This is a genomic window from Micromonospora sp. RV43 (assembly GCF_001029515.1).
GTDB classification, from domain to species: Bacteria; Actinomycetota; Actinomycetes; order Mycobacteriales; family Micromonosporaceae; genus Micromonospora; species Micromonospora aurantiaca.
In genome coordinates this window covers 1-18,612 of the sequence record NZ_LEKG01000074.1, presented here as the reverse complement: position 1 = coordinate 18,612, position 18,612 = coordinate 1, and the positions used below count along the sequence as shown (strand labels likewise).

The 18,612-nt window shown below is 72.6% G+C and carries 16 protein-coding genes and 5 tRNA genes; 13 read left to right on the top strand and 8 right to left on the bottom strand.

The genetic code is table 11. From position 1 onward, the window contains the following. The first annotated feature begins 118 nt into the window (after positions 1-118). From ABD52_RS18815 to ABD52_RS18805, 3 genes are all read left to right on the top strand, one after another. Positions 119-2,992: a glycoside hydrolase family 9 protein gene (locus tag ABD52_RS18815; protein WP_047892675.1), complete on the top strand. Its 2,874-nt coding sequence runs from the start codon at positions 119-121 to the stop codon at positions 2,990-2,992. A 214-nt stretch (positions 2,993-3,206) separates the two neighbouring features. Further along, the gene (locus ABD52_RS18810; protein WP_047892674.1) at positions 3,207-5,648 is read left to right on the top strand and encodes a non-reducing end alpha-L-arabinofuranosidase family hydrolase; all 2,442 of its coding nucleotides are present in this window, start codon (positions 3,207-3,209) and stop codon (positions 5,646-5,648) included. Between the two features lie 23 nt (positions 5,649-5,671). Continuing rightward, the gene (locus ABD52_RS18805; protein ID WP_200905206.1) at positions 5,672-6,295 is read left to right on the top strand and encodes a DUF488 family protein; all 624 of its coding nucleotides are present in this window, start codon (positions 5,672-5,674) and stop codon (positions 6,293-6,295) included. 1 nt (position 6,296) lies between these two features. Here ABD52_RS18805 and ABD52_RS18800 read toward each other — a convergent pair whose 3' ends face one another. From ABD52_RS18800 to bioB, 3 genes are read right to left on the bottom strand one after another with little or no spacing between them, the layout of a single operon-like run. After that, a complete protein-coding gene (locus ABD52_RS18800; protein WP_013284868.1) occupies positions 6,297-6,803 on the bottom strand; it encodes a GNAT family N-acetyltransferase in 507 nt (168 codons plus the stop codon). Between the two features lie 3 nt (positions 6,804-6,806). Beyond that, a complete protein-coding gene (locus tag ABD52_RS18795; RefSeq protein ID WP_013284869.1) occupies positions 6,807-7,022 on the bottom strand; it encodes a hypothetical protein in 216 nt (71 codons plus the stop codon). 7 nt (positions 7,023-7,029) lie between these two features. Next, a complete protein-coding gene (bioB, locus tag ABD52_RS18790; protein WP_013284870.1) occupies positions 7,030-8,025 on the bottom strand; it encodes a biotin synthase BioB in 996 nt (331 codons plus the stop codon). A gap of 161 nt (positions 8,026-8,186) precedes the next feature. On the opposite strand from bioB, the gene ABD52_RS18785 reads away from it, so the two are divergent. Next, positions 8,187-9,323, top strand: coding sequence for an 8-amino-7-oxononanoate synthase (locus ABD52_RS18785; RefSeq protein ID WP_047892679.1), 1,137 nt, complete (start codon positions 8,187-8,189; stop codon positions 9,321-9,323). Beyond that, positions 9,320-10,048: a dethiobiotin synthase gene (bioD, locus tag ABD52_RS18780; protein WP_013284872.1), complete on the top strand. Its 729-nt coding sequence runs from the start codon at positions 9,320-9,322 to the stop codon at positions 10,046-10,048. Before ABD52_RS18785 ends, bioD begins: the two co-directional genes overlap by 4 nt. A gap of 61 nt (positions 10,049-10,109) precedes the next feature. Here bioD and ABD52_RS18775 read toward each other — a convergent pair whose 3' ends face one another. Then, on the bottom strand, positions 10,110-11,273 hold the full coding sequence (locus tag ABD52_RS18775) for a cytochrome P450 (protein WP_047892673.1): 1,164 nt from the start codon (positions 11,271-11,273) through the stop codon (positions 10,110-10,112). Positions 11,274-11,282: 9 nt separating this feature from the next. Then, positions 11,283-11,951 (bottom strand): methyltransferase, encoded by a 669-nt coding sequence (locus ABD52_RS18770; protein ID WP_013284874.1) that lies wholly within the window; start codon positions 11,949-11,951, stop codon positions 11,283-11,285. Between the two features lie 189 nt (positions 11,952-12,140). On the opposite strand from ABD52_RS18770, the gene ABD52_RS18765 reads away from it, so the two are divergent. Beyond that, a complete protein-coding gene (locus ABD52_RS18765) occupies positions 12,141-12,974 on the top strand; it encodes a hypothetical protein (protein WP_013284875.1) in 834 nt (277 codons plus the stop codon). A gap of 17 nt (positions 12,975-12,991) precedes the next feature. Here ABD52_RS18765 and ABD52_RS18760 read toward each other — a convergent pair whose 3' ends face one another. Continuing rightward, a complete protein-coding gene (locus tag ABD52_RS18760; protein WP_030275337.1) occupies positions 12,992-13,594 on the bottom strand; it encodes a TetR/AcrR family transcriptional regulator in 603 nt (200 codons plus the stop codon). A 274-nt stretch (positions 13,595-13,868) separates the two neighbouring features. Between ABD52_RS18760 and ABD52_RS18755 the strand changes: the two genes are divergently transcribed. From ABD52_RS18755 to ABD52_RS18740, 4 genes are all read left to right on the top strand, one after another. Continuing rightward, positions 13,869-13,941 (top strand) — tRNA-Gly (locus ABD52_RS18755). Positions 13,942-13,975: 34 nt separating this feature from the next. Beyond that, positions 13,976-14,046: transfer RNA gene (locus ABD52_RS18750), tRNA-Cys, on the top strand. A gap of 12 nt (positions 14,047-14,058) precedes the next feature. Beyond that, a tRNA-Val gene (locus ABD52_RS18745) sits at positions 14,059-14,133 on the top strand. Positions 14,134-14,245: 112 nt separating this feature from the next. Further along, positions 14,246-15,064, top strand: a complete 819-nt coding sequence (locus ABD52_RS18740; protein ID WP_047892672.1) for an isocitrate lyase/phosphoenolpyruvate mutase family protein — start codon at positions 14,246-14,248, stop codon at positions 15,062-15,064. 122 nt (positions 15,065-15,186) lie between these two features. Here the strand turns inward: ABD52_RS18740 and ABD52_RS18735 are convergent, their stop codons facing one another. Beyond that, entirely contained in the window at positions 15,187-15,432 is a 246-nt protein-coding gene (locus ABD52_RS18735) for a DUF6458 family protein (protein ID WP_013284878.1), read from the bottom strand. 158 nt (positions 15,433-15,590) lie between these two features. Between ABD52_RS18735 and ABD52_RS18730 the strand changes: the two genes are divergently transcribed. The 3 genes from ABD52_RS18730 to ABD52_RS18720 all read left to right on the top strand — a co-directional run bounded on the left by ABD52_RS18730 (position 15,591) and on the right by ABD52_RS18720 (position 17,560). Next, positions 15,591-15,663, top strand: a tRNA-Gly gene (locus ABD52_RS18730). Between the two features lie 11 nt (positions 15,664-15,674). Continuing rightward, positions 15,675-15,746: transfer RNA gene (locus tag ABD52_RS18725), tRNA-Val, on the top strand. Between the two features lie 167 nt (positions 15,747-15,913). Further along, positions 15,914-17,560, top strand: coding sequence for a PKD domain-containing protein (locus ABD52_RS18720; protein ID WP_047892671.1), 1,647 nt, complete (start codon positions 15,914-15,916; stop codon positions 17,558-17,560). Between the two features lie 76 nt (positions 17,561-17,636). Here ABD52_RS18720 and ABD52_RS18715 read toward each other — a convergent pair whose 3' ends face one another. Next, the gene (locus tag ABD52_RS18715) at positions 17,637-18,212 is read right to left on the bottom strand and encodes a hypothetical protein (RefSeq protein ID WP_013475362.1); all 576 of its coding nucleotides are present in this window, start codon (positions 18,210-18,212) and stop codon (positions 17,637-17,639) included. Between the last annotated feature and the right edge of the window lie 400 nt (positions 18,213-18,612).

The window sequence follows — 18,612 nt, the reverse complement described above, 5'->3', positions numbered from 1 at the left end:
ATGGGAGCGCTCCCGAACCTCTCAGGGACACCCCACCACCACCGCCACGCGGCAGCCGGAGCCCTGCGATACCGTCCCCGCTCCGGCTGCCGCCCGGCGCCAGCCACAGGAGCTCGCCATGCCCCGTCCGATTCCGCCGCCGGGAGGCCGGTCCCGGCTCCGCTGGCTGTTCGCCGCCGGCGCCGCGCTGGCCGTCGGCCTGGCCACGGCCGTCGCCGCCCCGCCACCCGCGTCCGCCTCCGCCGCACAGGCCGCGCCCGCGTTCAACTACGCCGAGGCGTTGCAGAAGTCGCTGTTCTTCTACGAGGCGCAGCAGTCGGGCCGCAAGCCCTCCTGGAACCGGGTGTCCTGGCGGGGCGACTCGGCGCTCACCGACGGCGCCGACGTCGGCGTCGACCTCACCGGCGGCTGGTACGACGCCGGCGACCACGTGAAGTTCGGCTTCCCGATGGCGTTCAGCGCCACCATGCTGGCGTGGGGCGCGGTCGAGTACCGCGACGGGTACGCCGCCTCCGGCCAGCTCACCCACCTGCTGAACAACCTGCGCTTCGTCAACGACTACTTCGTCAAGGCGCACCCCGCCGCGAACGTCCTCTACGGACAGGTCGGCAAGGGCGACGACGACCACAAGTGGTGGGGTCCGGCCGAGGTGATGCCGATGGCGCGGCCCGCGTACAAGATCGACGCGAGCTGTGGCGGCGCGGACCTGGCGGGGGAGACGGCGGCCGCGATGGCCGCCTCGTCCATGGTGTTCCGGTCCACCGACGCGGCCTACGCGGACAAGCTGCTCGGCCACGCCAAGCAGCTCTACACGTTCGCCGACACCGTGCGGAAGAACTACCACGAGTGCATCACCGACGCGACGAGCTTCTACAAGTCGTGGAGCGGCTACCAGGACGAACTGGTCTGGGGCGCGATCTGGCTGTACCGGGCCACCGGCGACGCCACCTACCTCGCCAAGGCCGAGAGCGAGTACGACAAGCTCGGCACCGAGCCGCAGTCCACCACCCGCTCCTACAAGTGGACCATCGCCTGGGACAACAAGCAGTTCGGCGCGTACGTGCTGCTGGCGAACCTCACCGGCAAGCAGAAGTACGTCGACGACGCCAACCGGTGGCTCGACTACTGGACGGTGGGCGTCAACGGTCAGCGGGTGCCGTACTCGCCCGGCGGGATGGCGGTGCTCGACTCGTGGGGCGCGCTGCGGTACGCCTCCAACACCGCGTTCGCCGCGCTCGTCTACAGCGACAGGACCACGGACACCACCCGTAAGGCGCGCTACCACGACTTCGCGGTCCGGCAGATCAACTACGCGCTCGGCGACAACCCGCGCAACTCCAGCTACCAGATCGGCTTCGGCACCAACTCGCCGCGCAACCCGCACCACCGCACCGCGCACGGCTCCTGGTGGGACAGCCAGACCGTGCCCACCGAGACCCGGCACGTGCTCTACGGCGCGCTGGTCGGCGGCCCGTCCTCGGCCAACGACGCGTACACCGACAGCCGGTCGGACTACGTGATGAACGAGGTCGCCACCGACTACAACGCCGGCTTCACCTCCGCGCTGGCCCGGCTCACGAACGAGTACGGCGGCAGCCCGCGCGCCGGTTTCCCGTCCGCCGAGACGCCCGACCTGGACGAGCTGACAGTGGAGACCACTGTGATGCAGGCCGAGCCGCGCGCCACCGGGCTCAAGGCGATCATCTACAACAAGTCGGCGTTCCCGGCCCGGGCGCTGACGACCGGAAAGTTCCGGTACTTCTTCCGGCCCGACGGCACCGGCCCGGTGACAGTCACGCCCGGCTACACCCAGGGCTGCCCGTCGCCGTCGACGGCGAAGCAGTTCTCCGGTGACATCTGGTACGTCGAGGTCGACTGCACCGGCTACACCATCGCGCCGGCCGGGCAGTCACAGCACCGGATGGAGGTCCAGTTCAAGATCGGGGTGCCGGAGGGCGGCACCTGGGATCCGGCGAACGACCCGTCCTACCAGGCCACCGCGGGGCCGAACCGGAAGGTGCCGCTCTACTCCGGCGGCGTCCGCGTCTGGGGCGAGGAGCCCGGCCCGGTCACCCCTGACACCACCGCGCCCACAGTGCCCGGCACGCCCGTCGCGTCCGCCGTCACGTCGAGCGGGCTCACGCTGACCTGGGCCGCGTCCACCGACACCGGCGGCAGCGGTCTGGCCGGGTACGAGATCACCCAGTCGCAGACCGGCAGCGACGCGCTGGTGCTGCGCACCGCCACCACAAACACGCTCGCGGTGACCGGGCTGGCGCCGGAGCGGACGTACCAGTTCACAGTGCGGGCCCTCGACGGCGCCGGCAACCGGTCCGCGTCGTCGGCTGCCGTCAGCGTCACCACGCCGGCCGGCCCGGCGCCGGACACCACACCACCGACCGCGCCCGGCACGCCCACCGCCTCCGCGGTCGGCCCGACCGGCCTGACGCTGACCTGGGGCCCGTCCACCGACGCGGTGGGCGTCACCGGGTACCGCGTCTACCGCGGCGGGAGCGTCCTGGTCGGCTCCGCCACCGGCACCACGCTGGCGGTGACCGGGCTGACCGCCTCCACCACGTACACGTTCACAGTGGTGGCGGTGGACGCGGCCGGCAACGTCTCGCCCGCGTCGCCCGGCGTCACGGTGACCACCACGGCCCCACCCGCCGGCGGCTCCTGCGCGGTGACCTGGACGGCGAACACCTGGGACACCGGGTTCACCGCGAACATCACTGTCGCCAACACCGGCACCACGGCGATCAACGGCTGGACGCTGGCGTTCACCTTCGGCAACAGCGGCCAGAAGGTCGGGCAGGCCTGGTCGGCGAACGTGACGCAGACCGGCACGGCGGTGACCGCGTCGAACCTGTCCTACAACGGGACGCTGGCGCCGGGCGCGTCGACGAGCTTCGGCTTCAACGGCACCCACACCGGCGCCAACCCGAGGCCCACCGCGTTCACGCTGAACGGCTCCGCCTGCACCGTCTCCTGACCGCCGAGGCGGCGTGGCGTGGCCGGTACCGCACCCCGGGTGACCGGCCACGCCACGTCATGCCTCGCGCGACCAAAAACGTTCCGAAACTTTTCCGAAACACCATTGTCCCCGCCGATGCGCGATGGAAGCATCGACGGAGCTAGATACCCCAATCGAGACGTCCAGTCGTTCCGCCCCGACGGCCTGGGTGTTGGCCAGTAAGGAGGCCAAGATGGCAATGAGCCCATCCGTTCATCGCGGCGGGAGTCGGCGACGGCGATCACCGGCCGTCCGGGCGCTGCTCGCCGGCGCGGTCAGCGCCGTGACGGTGGCAGCCGTCGCGGTGATGATGCCGTCGGCGAACGCCGCCGCGTCCACGCTGGGCGCCGCCGCCGCGCAGTCGGGCCGGTACTTCGGCACCGCCATCGCGGCGGGCCGGCTCGGCGACTCGACGTACAGCACGATCGCCGGACGCGAATTCAACATGATCACGGCCGAGAACGAGATGAAGCCGGACGCGACCCAGCCCCAGCGGGGCCAGTTCAACTTCAACTCCGGTGACCAGATCTACAACTGGGCGACCCAGCGCGGCTTGAAGGTCCGTGGCCACACGCTGGCGTGGCACGCGCAGCAGCCGGGCTGGATGCAGAGCCTGAGCGGCAGCAACCTGCGTCAGGCGATGATCGACCACATCAACGGGGTGATGGGCCACTACCGGGGCAAGCTGGCCGCGTGGGACGTGGTGAACGAGGCGTTCAACGAGGACGGCAGCCGCCGTCAGTCGAACCTGCAGGGCACCGGTAACGACTGGATCGAGGTGGCGTTCCGTACCGCTCGGGCGGCGGATCCGTCGGTGAAGCTCTGCTACAACGACTACAACATCGAGAACTGGTCGTACGGCAAGACGCAGGGCGTCTACAACATGATCCGGGACTTCAAGTCCCGTGGTGTGCCGATCGACTGCGTGGGGTTGCAGACGCACTTCACCGGTGGCAGCTCGCTGCCGGGCAACTTCCAGACCACGCTGTCGAGTTTCGCCGCGCTCGGTGTCGACGTGGCGCTGACCGAGGTCGACGTCACCAACTCGTCGACCAGCCAGTACGCGGGTCTGACGCAGGCGTGTCTGAACGTGCCGCGCTGCATCGGCATCACGGTGTGGGGCGTCCGCGACAGCGACTCGTGGCGCTCAGGCGAGAACCCGCTGCTGTTCGACGGCGGCGGCAACAAGAAGGCCGCGTACACCTCGGTCCTCAACGCCCTCAACGCGGCCGCCCCGACCTCCGGGCCGACCACGACCCCGACCACGGCACCGCCGCCCAGCGGTGGCGCCGGCCGGATCGTCGGAGCGCAGTCGGGCCGGTGCGTCGACGTACCGAACGCCACCCAGACCAACGGCACCCGGGTCCAGCTCTGGGACTGCAACGGTCAGTCGAACCAGCAGTGGACGTACACGTCGAACAAGCAGCTGATGGTCTACGGCACCAAGTGCCTCGACGCGAACGGCGCGGCCACCGGCAACGGCACCGGAATCATCATCTGGGACTGCAACGGCCAGTCGAACCAGCAGTGGAACATCAACTCCAACGGCACCATCAGCGGCGTGCAGTCCGGGCGCTGCCTGGACGTCTGGGGCACCGGCAACGGCCAGCAGATCCAGCTGTACGACTGCCACGGGCAGACCAACCAGCAGTGGCGGACCGACTTCGGTGGCGGGACCACGCCGCCCCCGACCACGCCGCCGCCGACCACGACGCCGCCGCCGGGCGGCTGCGCGCTCCCGTCGACGTACCGGTGGTCGTCGACCGGCGCGCTGGCCAACCCGCAGAACGGCTGGGTCTCGCTCAAGGACTTCACGAACGTCGTCTACAACGGCAAGCACCTGGTCTACGGGTCGTACGTCAACAGCAGCGGCCAGTACGGCTCGATGAACTTCAGCCTGTTCACGAACTGGTCCGACATGGCCTCGGCCGGCCAGACCGGGATGAGCCAGGGCACCGTGGCGCCCACCCTGCTGTACTTCGCCCCGAAGAACATCTGGGTGCTGGCGTACCAGTGGGGACCGACCTCGTTCAGCTACAAGACGTCGAGCGACCCGACGAACGCCAACGGCTGGTCCTCGGCGCAGACGCTCTCCACCGCCACCCTGCCCGACGCCCCGTACGGCGTCATCGACCAGACGCTCATCGGCGACGACCAGAACATGTACCTGTTCTTCGCCGGTGACAACGGCAAGATCTACCGGTCGAGCATGCCGCTGGGGAACTTCCCGGGCAGCTTCGGCTCGAACTACACGACGATCATGACCGACTCGACGAACAACCTGTTCGAGGGCGTCGAGGTCTACAAGGTGGCGGGCCAGAACCAGTACCTCATGATCGTCGAGGCGATCGGGAGCCAGGGACGCTACTTCCGGTCGTTCACGTCGAACAGCCTGAGCGGCTCGTGGACGCCGCAGGCCGCCAGCGAGAGCAACCCCTTCGCCGGCAAGGCCAACAGCGGCGCGACGTGGACCAACGACATCAGCCACGGTGACCTGGTCCGCACCAACCCCGACCAGACCAAGACCGTCGACGCCTGCAACCTCCAGTTCCTGTACCAGGGCAAGAACCCCAGTGCGGGAGGCGACTACAACCTGCTGCCGTGGCGGCCGGGTGTGCTGACCCTCCAGCGCTAGGCGCCACACCGTACGAGGAAGGCGTGCCCGGCACCCGTGCGGTGCCGGGCACGCCCGTTCCGGTGGGCCGGCCCGGCCGGCGGGCGGACGGCGCCGACCCGGGGCAAGCTGAGTCGGTGGAGCGCATGCTGCTGACCGTCGGGCACGGGGCCGCCCACCGGGACCAGCTCGGGGACCTGCTGGCCGGCGCGGCTGTCACCCTGATCGTGGACGTGCGCCGCTACCCGGCCAGCCGGACCAACCCGGACGTCCGCCGCGAGGCCCTGGAGCACTGGCTGCCCGAACGGGGCATCGGCTACCGCTGGGAACCGCGCCTCGGCGGCCGCCGGCACGTCCGCGCCGGCGAGCCGGAACCGGACACCTGGTGGACGGTCGCGGCCTTCCGGGCGTACGCCGCGTACACCCGCACGCCCGACTTCGACGCGGCACTCGACGAGGTGCTGGCCGACGCCGCCCGGGAGACCACAGCGGTGATGTGCAGCGAGAGCGTCTGGTGGCGCTGCCACCGGCGGCTGATCGCCGACGTCGCCGTGCTCGGCCGCGGAGTGCCGGTGTCGCACCTCATGCCGGACGGCCGGCTCAGCCCGCACCGGCCCGCAGAGGGCGCCCGCCGGCTGCCCGACGGGCACCTGCTCTGGCCCGGCTGACTCAGCCGGCCAGGTCCTCGGCGAGAAGGTCCATCAGCAGCGCGTCGTGCCAGCGCCCGTCCGCGCCGCGCTCGTAGCGGCGCATGATGCCCACCGGACGGAACCCCACCTTCGCGTACGCCCGGATCGCCGCCGTGTTCGCCGCCGCCGGGTCGATGGTGAACCGGTGGTGGCCGTACTCGTCGATCAGGTGCCGGACCAGCGTGCGGATCGCATCGCCGCCCAGCCCCGAGCCGCGTACCGCCGGGTCGAGGAAGACGTCCAGGCTGGCGTGGCGGTAGTCCGGGTCGGTCTCGGCGTACCACTGGATCGCGCCGACCAGCTTGCCGTCGTGTTCGACGGCGTAGATCGTCACCGAGTCGTCGGCCAGGTCCGCCCGGACCGACGCGGCCAGGTCGTCACCGCCGCGCCACCAGCGGCGCACCTCGGGGGTGGCCCGGATCGCGGCCAGGGCGGGCACGTCGGCGTCGGTCACCGGCCGCAGCGTCACCGCCCGCCCGCGCAGCACGCCTCAGCCCCGCCGCTCGCCGTGCTCGACGCAGACCGCCGACCAGCCGGACGGCACGACCTGCACCTTCATCCGCCGCCGGCAGGACGCGCACCAGCGCGGCGGCTCCCACGCGCGGGCCGCCTCGCACGCCGGGTGCGGCCCGGCCGCCACCGACTCGCCGCACCTGTCGCACCAGAGCGCGGCGGGAGCCGCCGTGGCGGGGGAGGATTCGGTCACCGCTGCCTCACAGGGTCGCCGAGAGCGCCTTCACCGGCATCTTCAGGTCTTCCAGCAGCTTCAGGTCGGCCGTGGCGGGCCGCCCCAGCGTGGTCAGGTAGTTGCCGACGATCACCGCGTTGATGCCGCCCAGCAGACCGTCGCGGGTGCCGAGGTCACCGAGGGTCAGCTCGCGGCCGCCCGCGTACCGCAGGATGGTGCGCGGCATGGCCAGCCGGAACGCGGCGATGGCGCGCAGCGCGTCCTTGCCCTCCACCACCGGGCGGTCACCCAGCGGCGTGCCGGGGCGCGGGTTGAGGAAGTTCAGCGGCACCTCGTGCGGGTCCAGCTCGGCGAGCTGCGCGGCGAACTCGGCCCGCTGCTCGACCGTCTCGCCGAGGCCGAGGATGCCGCCGCAGCAGACCTCCATGCCGGACTCGCGGACCATCCGCAGCGTCTCCCAGCGCTCCTCCCACGAGTGCGTGGTGACCACGTTCGGGAAGTAGGAGCGGCAGGTCTCCAGGTTGTGGTTGTAGCGGTGCACGCCCATCTCGACCAGCTCGTCGACCTGCTCCTTGGTGAGCATGCCGAGCGAGGCGGCGACCTGGATGTCGACAGCGGCGCGGATGGCGGCGACGCCCTCGCGCATCTGCTTCATCAGCCGGGCGTCCGGGCCGCGCACGGCGGCCACGATGCAGAACTCGGTCGCCCCGGTCGCGGCGGTCTGCTTCGCGGCCTCGACCAGCGCCGGGATGTCCAGCCAGACCGAGCGCACCGGCGAGGTGAACAGACCGGACTGCGAGCAGAAGTGGCAGTCCTCCGGGCAGCCGCCGGTCTTCAGCGAGACGATGCCCTCGACCTCGACCTCCGGACCGCACCAGCGCATCCGGACCTCGTGGGCGAGCTGGAGCGCGGCGGGCAGGTGCTCGTCGGGAAGGTTCAGCACCGCGAGGACACCGGCCTCGTCGAGGCCGACGCCGTTGCCCAGCACCCGCTCCCGGGCCTGGTCGAGGATCTCTGGCATGGCTCGTAACCTAACAGGCCACCGTGAGCGCGGGAAACCACCGCCGCCGGCCCTCCGGCGAGCCGGGACCGCGCCACGCCGGGGCCGCCGGGGCGGGTGGTAACTTCGCCCCGCGGAAGCGCCCGGCGGGGGGCGTGAAGTCGGCGGGAGGGGACGGCACGGTGGCGGACTGGCTGGCGGCCCTGGACCGCCGCGCCGAGCTGCGGGCCCGGGCGGGGCTGACCCGCACGCTGCGCCCCCGCGCCGCCGACGACGCCGTGGTCGACCTGGCCGGAAACGACTACCTCGGCCTGGCCACCCACCCGGAGGTCACCGCCGCCGCGGCAGAGGCCCTGTCCGCGTACGGGCTGGGCGCCACCGGGTCGCGTCTGGTGCGCGGGTCCACCGACGCGCACCACGCGCTGGAGGACGACCTGGCCGGCTGGCTCGGCGTCGACCGGGCGCTGGTGTTCTCCTCCGGATACCTGGCCAACCTCGCCGCCGTCCGGGGACTGACCCAGCCGCGGACGCTGCTCGTCTCCGACGCCCACAACCACGCCTCGCTGATCGACGGCTGCCGGATCTCCGGCGCCGAGACGCTCGTGACGCCGCACGCCGACGTCGCAGCGGTGGCCGCGGCGCTCGCCGCCGCGCCGGGCCGCCCGGCGGTGGTGGTGACCGAGTCGGTCTTCTCCGTCGACGGCGACCTCGCCCCGCTCGCGGAGCTGCACGCGGTGGCCCGCCGCCACGGCGCGCTGCTGCTCGTCGACGACGCGCACGCGCTCGGCGTCACCGGCCCGGCCGGAGCCGGCGGGGTCGCCGCCGCCGGGCTCGCCGGCGCGCCCGACGTGGTGGTCACCGCGACGCTGTCCAAGGCGCTCGGCGGGGCCGGCGGCGTGGTCGCCGGGCCGGCCGAGTTCGTCCGCCACCTGGTGGAGACCGGCCGCACGTTCATCTTCGACACCGCGCCGCCGCCCGCGGTGGTGGCCGGGGTCCGCGCCGCGGTGCGCCTGGCCCGCGACGGCGACGCGCTGCGCGCCGAGCTGGCCGACCGGGTCGCCGCGGCGGTGCGCCGGCTCGGCGCGGCCGGGCTGTCCGTGTCCGCCCCGGACGGCGCCGTGATCTCGGTGACCGCGCCCGGCCCGCAGGAGGCGACCGCCTGGGCCGCCGCCTGCCGGGAACACGGTGTGGCGGTCGGCTGCTTCCGTCCCCCGTCCACGCCGGACAGCCGCTCCCGGCTGCGGCTCACCGTCAGCGCCGGGGTGGACCGGGCCGGCTTCGACCGGGCCCTGGACGTGATCGTGGAGTGTGCGCCATGAGCCTCGGCGACGCCTGGACCGGGCCGGTGCTGGTGACCGGCACCGACACCGAGGTCGGCAAGACAGTGGTGACCGCCGCCGTCGCCGCCGCCGCGCAGGCGGCCGGCCTGCGGGTCGCCGTGGTCAAGCCCGGCCAGACGGGTACGGCGACGGGAGAGCCCGGCGACGTCGACTCGGTGACCCGGCTGGCCGCCCCGCTGACCGGCCGGACGCTGGCGAGCTACCCCGATCCGCTGGCCCCGCTGGCCGCGGCCCGGGTGGCGGAGCTGCCGCCGCTGGAGCTGTACAACGCGGTCGACGCGATCCGCGAGGAGGCGGACAAGCACGATCTGGTGCTCGTCGAGGGCGCGGGCGGGCTGCTCGTACCGATGGGGTTGCGTCCGTCCGGCGAGCCGTGGACGGTGGCCGATCTGGCGGTGTCGCTCGGCGCGCCCGCGGTGGTGGTGGCGCGGGCCGGGCTCGGCACGCTCAACCACACCGCGCTGACGCTGGAGGCGCTGGAGCGGCGGGCCGTCCCGGCCGGCGTGGTGATCGGCGCCTGGCCGACCGAACCGGAACTGGTGCACTGGCTCAACCTGTCCGAGCTGCTGCCGAACCTGCTCGGCGCGGTACCGGCCGGCGCGGGCGGGATGGACCCGGGCGTGTTCCGCCGGTCCGCGCCCGGCTGGCTCACCCCCGCCCTGTACGGCGTGCTCGACGACTGGCGGGCCTGGGCCGAGGAGTAAGGAAGGGCCCCTTCTTAACGCCTCCGGTAGAGGAAGGGCCCCCTGTTAACACCCGCAGGGCTCAGGCGCGGCGGACCACGAACGCGTCCGGCATCCGGAAGGTGAGGTTGTCCGGGCACCACGGTGGACGGACGACCGTCACGTCGTCGAGCAGCGCGGTGGCCTCGGCGACCACCACTGCGGCCTCCATCCGGGCCAGCTGCGCGCCGACGCAGCGGTGCGGCCCGGCGCCGAACGCCAGGTGCCGCCGCGAGCCGGGCTGCCCGGGGCGGAACTCGCCCGGCGCGTCCACCACGGCCGGGTCGCGGCCGGCGCGGGCCAGCCACGCCACCACGCTGGTGCCCGCCGGTACGGGCACCTCGCCGAGCGTGGTGTCGACTGCCGCCACCCGCCGCCAGGTGACGATCGGCGGCTCCAGCCGCAGCCCTTCCTCGACCACGTCGTCCACGCCGATCTCACCGGCGCGCAGCCCGGCCCGTACCGCGGGTTCGCCGGACAGCCGGTGCAGCAGCAGGGTGAGGAACTGCGAGGTGGTCTCCTGGCCGGCGACCAGCAGGAAGAACAGCGCCCCGACGACCACGTCGGGGGAGTGCCCCGCCTCGCGCAGCCGCGCGGCGAGCCCGCCCCCGGTGGCGGCGAACTCCCGCAGCACGGTGTGGAACCGGCCCACCTCGGCGACGAGCGCGAGCTGCCGGGCGGAGTCCAGCGGCGCCCAGAACAGCTCCAGCGCGGCCCGGGCGAAGTCCTTCACCGCGCCGACCGGGGCGTCCGGCAGCTCGACCAGCCGGGCCAGCACCAGCAGCGGCAGGTCGGCGGCGAGACCCGCGTACAGGTCGACCGGGCGGCCCGCGTCCAGCGCCGCCGCCAGGCCCGCCACCCGCTCCCGGACCAGCCCGGTCAGCCACCGGCGCTGGGCGTCCACCCGGTGCGGGTGCAGCGCGTCGGCCACGATGCCGCGGATCTCCGGGTGGCTCGCGCCGCCGTTGTTCGCCAGCGTCGGCGGCAGCCGGAACCGGTGCCCGGCGAGCACCCGCAGCGCGGCCACCGGGATCGGGGTGACCGCGTCGAGCGCGTTGTCCGGCCGGAACGTCACCGGGTCGGTGAGCAGCCTGCGTACGAGCGCGTGCCGGGTCACCACCATGTGCGGCACACCGACGTGGTCGACAACGGTGGCCGCGTCGGGCCACGGCCCGTCGACGGACTCCCCCCAGCCCCGGAACAGCACGCGGTAACGCTAGCGGCGGGCGCCGGGCGGGTTCGGGTCCAGCTCCCAGACGGTGGTGTGCTTCACCCGTACGCTCTCCAGCGCCTCCGACACCGGCACGTCGTACGCGGCCAGCTCGTGGAAGCGCTCGCGGGGCAGGAACGCCCGGCCCGGATCGCCCACCAGCACCCGGGCGCCGGAACGGGCGGCCCGGAGCAGGAAGCGCAGCATCCGGCGGGCCATCGCCTCGCTGTAGAAGACGTCCCCGGCCAGCACCACCTCGGCGTCGCCCGCGTCGGAGTCGAGGATGTCGCCGAGTTCGGCGTCGACGCGTACCCCGTTGGCCTCGGCATTGAGCGCGACGGCGGCCACGGCCCGCTCGTCCACCTCGACCGCCCGGACGGCGGCGGCGCCGGCGCGGGCGGCGGCGACGGCGACCAGGCCGGAGCCGGAGGCCAGGTCGAGCACCCGGCGGCCGGCGACCACGTCGGGGTGGTCGGTGACGTAACGGGCCAGGCCCTGCCCGCCGGCCCAGGCGAACGCCCAGAACGGCGGCGGCTGGGAGCTGCGGAACTCGCCCTCGGTCAGCTCCCACAGGCCGATCGGCTCGTCGGCCTGGTGCAGCAGCACCTCGGGTACGAACGCCACGGGGGCGAGGCGGGCGTGCAGCCGGACGAACGCGGCGGACAGCTCGGACATCGGAGAATTGTGTCCCACCCGGGTTCCGGAACCGATCCCGGGCGTGTCGCGGCGAGGTCGTGACCGGTTCACCACGCTCGGTGAAATGACCCCCGTGTTGTGGCGTTGGATGCGAACACGCCCGTCTACCGGCGTGCCCGGCGCGCTCCTAGCGTTGCCTGTGGACACGACCGAGGGTGAGGAGGCGTGGTGAGCGGCTGGCGGCACGCGCTGCGGATCGGACTGGTACTGACCTTCGTGGCCGGGACCGGGTACGGCGGAGCCCTGCCGGCGCGGGCGGCGGCGGCCTTCTCCACGGAGTTGAGCGGCCTGCCGGACGAGTTCACCGCCGGGAACCGGGTGGAGACGTTGTCCGCCGTGGTGTCCCGCTCCGACGGGGGCGGCTGTGTCAAGGTGCGCTGGTCGATGCTGGTGCGGGTGCAGGGCCTGCGGCTGGACCAGCTCAAGGTGGACCGGGTGGAGGACAGCGGATCGTTCCCGCTGGAGATCCGCACCGAGGGAGACACCGCCCGGCTCACCGACCGGCAGCTGGACCCGGGTGTGCTCTGTCCCGGCCGTACCGTGACCGCCCGCTACCGGGTGGCGTTCGCCGAGGACGTCGGGCGTGGCCGGGTGAGTTTCGCCGCCGAGGCGTACGACCCGCAGTTGCGGCTGCTGGCCCGGCGGACCGCCTCCCGTGAGGTGGTGGGGGAGGAGGCGGCCGAGCCGACGCCCTCGCCGACCAGCGCGGAGCCCACACCGAGCGACGAGCCGTCCTCCGAGGCGCCCGACGAGGAGCCGACTGACGAGCCGACCGACGCCGCGGTGGTGGAACCGCCGGCGCCCGGTGGCGTGGCCGGGCGGCCGGTGGCGGACAGCGGTGGATTCGGCCTGGTGCAGGCCGCGTTCCTGCTCGGCGGGTTGCTGCTGTTCCTCGGCGCCGGGCTGCTGCTGCGGATGCGCCGCCTGCTGCGCCCGTCCGCGCAGGCCGAACCGGAGACGCTCCCGCCCCCCTTCGAACGCCCCCGCCCTCGCTGGCACTGACCCGCCGGCGGGTGGGGTCAGTCGAGCTGGCTGGGTTCCAGGCCCAGCTCCCGGGCGGCCACCAGGCGGATCCACTCGGCGATCTGCCGGCGGGTGATCACCCGCTCGTGCACCGCGAGCTGGACCGCCAGCCCGTCCATCACCGCACTGATCCGCCAGGCCGCGCCGGCCGGGTCGGGGCAGTCGAACGTGCCCTCGGCGACCCCGTCGCTGATCACCGCGGCCAGGTCCTGCCGCCACCGCAGGTCGAGGCGGCGGGAGAGCTTCTCCAGCTCCGGCGTACGCAGCGACTCCGCCCAGCCGTCGATCCACATCGACCAGGAGGTGGCCCGGCCGGTCGGCGCGTAGAGGCGCAGCATCCGGCGCAGCTTCGCCAGCGGCGGGGCGGAGGAGCGCAGCACCGCGTCGAGACGGGCCAGGTCCTGCTCGACCGCGTACGCGAAGGCCTGCGCGAGCAGCCGGTCCTTGGTCGCGAAGTGGTAGAAGACGAGCGCCTGGCTGACCCCGGCGGCCTCGGCCACGTCCGCGGTGCGGGTGTTGGCGAGCCCTCGTTCCGCGATCACCTCGCAGGCCGTACGCAGCAGCGCGTCCAGGCGGATCTCGGCGGCTCGTCTCGTCACGGCGTTACGGTAACCCATCCGTCTGACCACAGGGAGTTACCGAAGCGGCCGGTCGACGGCGGGACAGTCGGATGCCGGACACTCGACTCGCCGAGCGGATTCCGCAGGTCGCGGCCCTGCCCACGGGCCTTCGACGGCAGCCACCCAGGCTCCTAGGAAGCCTGCGCCACGAGGCGCCGGCAACATCCGGACGCGCCGGAAGGGCCCCCGAGTTGGCAACCGTTCCCGGGCTCGGCTAAAGTTCTCATCCGTCACCGGATAACACCGGGGGCGTGCGGACGTAGCGCAGCTGGTAGCGCATCACCTTGCCAAGGTGAGGGTCGCGGGTTCGAATCCCGTCGTCCGCTCGGAGATGCCGCCACGCAGTTCGGGGGCAACCTCGGTGGAGTGGCCGAGAGGCGAGGCAACGGCCTGCAAAGCCGTGTACACGGGTTCAAATCCCGTCTCCACCTCGCAGTAGACGAGGGCGATTGGCGCAGTGGGAGCGCGCTTCCTTGACACGGAAGAGGTCACTGGTTCAAACCCAGTATCGCCCACCAGCGGAAAGGCCGTGCCGATCACTCGGCACGGCCTTTCTCGTCATCATCGATCAGTCCAGTGCCGCGCCGCTGGCCATTGCCGCGGCCGGATCGCCCCACCCAGACTGGCCCGGTGGACGATCAGCAGACCCGAGCCCGGCAGTTCCGTGCCCTGCACCTGCCCGGTGAGCCACTGATCCTGGTCAACGCCTGGGACGCGCTGAGCGCCCGGATCGTCGCCGCAGCCGGCGCCCGTGCGGTCGCGACCACGAGCGCCGGGGTCGCGTGGAGCCGCGGCGCCCCGGACGGCGACGCGCTCGCCCGGGACACCGCCGTCGACGTGATCCGCCGGGTGGCAGACGCGGTCCGCGTGCCGGTCACCGCCGACATCGAATCCGGGTACGGCGACAGCCCCGCCGAGGTCGCCGAGACGATCACCGCGGTGCTCGCCGCCGGGGCCGTCGGTGTCAACGTGGAGGACTCCCGGCACGACGGCGGAGGCCCGCTGCGCCCGGTCGACGAGCAGGTCGCCCGGCTCGCCGCGATCCGGGCCGCCGCCGACCGCGCCGGCATCCCGCTGTACGTCAACGCGCGGGTGGACACCTGTCTGCGCCGGGCCGGTGGCGTACCCGAGACTGTCGCGCGCGCCGAGGCGTACCTGGCGGCCGGCGCGGACGGGATCTTCGTACCCGGAACCGTGGAACCGGAGACGGTGGCCGCGCTGGCGGCGGCGATCCCGGCGCCGCTGAACGTGCTGGCCGGGCCGGGCGCGCCGCCGGTCGCCGAACTGGCGCGGCTCGGCGTGGCCCGGGTGAGCATCGGACCGGCGGTGGCCGAGGCCGCGTACGCGGTGGCCCAGCGGGCGGCGGCGGAGGTGCTCGGCGCCGGGACGTACGACGCGCTCGCCGGCGGGCTCGACTTCGACGCGTTGAACGAGCTGATGCGGAGCTGACCCGGACGGCACTCCGCGCGCCGCCACCGACCGCGGGCGGCCCTGGCAGAGCGGGCCGGCCGGATCGAGTGATCCGGCCGGCCCGATCCGGGACCGATCAGCTCCGTCGGCCCCGGTCACTGTCACATCGGCGGGGCGACGTCCCGGCGCTCCTCGACCCGGCGGTACTCCACCGGCTGCTCGGCGGTGGTCGTGACCACCTGGCGACGGCGGCCCCAGACCAGCGTGGTCATGATGAGGCCGAGGACGCCGGCCGCCATCAGGATCCAGCCGACGACGTCGAGGTCGACCCCGCCGACGCTGGCGTTGAGCGCGAACGTGAGGATCGCGCCGACCGCGATCAGGAAAATGCTCGTACCGATACCCACGACAGCCTCCTTCGGGGGATGGTTGTGCTGTCACCGGCCTCAGTACCCCGGCGGCGAGCAGCGCAACCACACGGCCACCCGACGCGGCGGGGGCCTGCCGCACGGCGATCTTGGCATCGGGTAGAGTTCACCCCGTCGCCGGCGCGAACCGGCGGCACGCGGACGTAGCGCAGCTGGTAGCGCATCACCTTGCCAAGGTGAGGGTCGCGGGTTCGAATCCCGTCGTCCGCTCGCGATTGCCCGGGCGATTGGCGCAGTGGGAGCGCGCTTCCTTGACACGGAAGAGGTCACTGGTTCAAACCCAGTATCGCCCACCGAGAGTCACCCTCACCGCCCGCCGGCGCCGCCGGTCGATCGGCGGACGTATCCCACCGGACGGTTCGTACCGGCCACATCGGTCACCCGGCTCCACCGTGCGGATTATTCAGCCGCTGCCACCGCGCGTGTCACTGTGATGCCCGATGCGCAGGGAGGCGGTCACATGCACATGATCGAGCGGGGACGATGGCGGCGGACGGCCGCCCGGTTAGGCGTGGCGACTGTCGTCGCGGCGGCCGGGGTGACGGTCTCGGCCGCGCCCGCACAGGCCACCGCGACGCGGACGGTGGCGTTCTTCAGCATGGACGAGCCCGCGTCGTCGACGGTGCTGACCGACTACAGCGGCAACGGCCGCCACGGCACGATCGGCGGCGAGGTGGTCACCGGCGCGCTCTACGCCGGGGCGACCGGCCACCGCTTCGCCACCCACCTGCCCACCGACCAGGAGTACGTCCCGGGCCACGTCGACCTGGTGCCGCACAGCACCGACTTCAACCCGGACGCTGGGGACTTCTCGGTGACCATCCGCTACCGGACCACGTACTCCTTCGGCAACATCCTCCAGAAGGGACAGGGCAACACGGCCGGCGGCTACTGGAAGTTCGAGGCGCCCAACGGCAAGCCGAAGTGCCTGTTCCGGGGCGCGGACGGCGCCTCCCGTACCGGCTACACGGACGTGCCGATCTCCGACGGCCAGTGGCACACGGTCACGTGCAACCGCACGTCGGCGTACGTGGAGATGTACGTCGACGGTGTGCGGACCAGCCGCCTCAACGGGCCGACCGGCACCATCGCCAACACCTGGCCGCTGTCCGCCGGCGGCAAGAGCCAGTGCGACGGTACGAAGGTCACCTGCGACTACTTCGCCGGCGACATCGACTACGTGAAGATCCTGAAGGGATCGGGCGGCCCGGCCAACCAGGCGCCGGTGGCAGCGCTGACGCCGACCTGCTCCGGACTGGTGTGCACGTTCTCCGGCGCGGCCTCCACCGACGCCGACGGCGCGATCCAGGACCACGGCTGGGCCTTCGGCGACGGGGACAGCACCGGCACCGCCTCCGTACCGACCACGTCGCACACCTACGCGGCCGCCGGCACCTACCCGGTCACGCTCACCGTCACCGACGACCGGGGCGCCACCGGCACCGCGACCGTCGACGTGACCGTGGCGCCCGTACCGGAGCGGATCTCGTTCGTCGGCCAGGCCACCGCGAACGCCAACTGGACCAGCCACACGGTCACCGTCCCGGCGGGCGTGCAGGCAGGTGACACGTTGCTGCTCCTGTTCAGCCAGAACACGCACACCGGCACCGGCGAGCCGACCGGGGTGACCGGCTGGACCAGGCTCGACCGCCTCGACGGTGGCTTCGCCACCACCACCGCCTGGTGGAAGACAGCGGGCGCGGGCGACGCGGGCACGGCCGTCCGGGTAACGCTGGACAGTCAGGCGAAGGGCAACCTGGTGCTGGCCGCGTACCGGGGTGCCGCCCCGTCCGCGCCGGCCTTTGCCAGGGCCACCGACCCGGCGAGCACCGCCACCCGGATCACCCCGTACGCGCCGGTGACCGCCGCGCAGAGCTGGGCCGTGTCGTACTGGCTGCACGGCGACAGCACCTCCACCGCGCTCACCCCGCCGTCCGGCGTGGCGGTGCGCAGCAACACCTCGCAGACCGGCGGCGGCCGGGTGACCGGCCTGCTCGCCGACTCGGCGAGCAGCGTGCCGACCGGCAGCTACGGCGGACTCACCGCCACGGGCGCCGCGGCCAGCACGACCACCACCACGTGGACGTTCGTCCTGCCCCCGGCCTGACCCATCGGGTACGCGAAAAGGCCGGCACCCCGTTGGTTCGGGGTGCCGGCCTTCAGCTTGGTCTTGCTTGTTGGTCTTAGCTGTTCCAGTGCTGGGCGACGAGGTCGGCGGCCTGCTGTTCCCACTGGGCGTAGTGGTCGGGGTAGGCGGAGACCTGGACGGTCTGGGCGGCCTTGGTCAGCGGCATGTCCTGCCAGCCGTCGACCTGCTTCAGACCCTTCAGGAACGCCGTCGTGGAGTACTCCGGGTCGGTGATCTGCTCCACGGTGCCCCAACCACTGGACGGGCGCTGCTGGAACAGGCCCTGCGAGTCGTGGTCGTTACGGTCGCCGAGGTGGCCGAGGTTCTCCAGCTTCGATTCCTGCAGCGCCGTGGCGATGGAGACGACAGCGGCACGCTCGTCCATACCGGCCTTCTTCGTCGCCGCAATGATCGCCTTCACGTTGGCGGTCTGCTCGTCGTTCAGGTCGATACGCGACTGCTCACCCTGCACACCGTGCGGGATCAGCTTGTCACCCTGAACGCTCACACTGACCGGCTTCGCCACATGCGTGGTCTCCGCCGCATGAGCGGCCACCGGACCGGCGAACACGCCACCGGTGAAAGCCAGACCAGCAACACCCAGAATGCTCTTACGCAGAATCGTGTTCATCAGAAGTGCTCCATTCGGGGGTCGACACACCCCGCAGGGGGGACCGGGGTGCGTGGGCACCGTCAGGCGCTCAAGAAAGTCTTCGGGGGATCCGGCTGCTCGCGAGGGCAGAGGGATGCCTCGTCGCGGCGCCGGAACACTGTTCAACGACCCGCCACCCGCCACCATTCCCCGGGGGCGCGCCACACGCCACCGGAGAGCAGGCGCGGGGGTTCACGTCGTCGGAACCATGTTCAACGACCAGCCGGCCAGGATCATTCCCCGCGGCTCACGTCGCCGGAACCGTACTCAACGACCAGCGGCCCCGGGGTGATTCCCAAGGCCTTGCAGATACCACCCCACTCGCGGGGCGAGCCTTGCTCGGTCGTTCACCCGGCTACAACGCCACCCACCCGCCCGC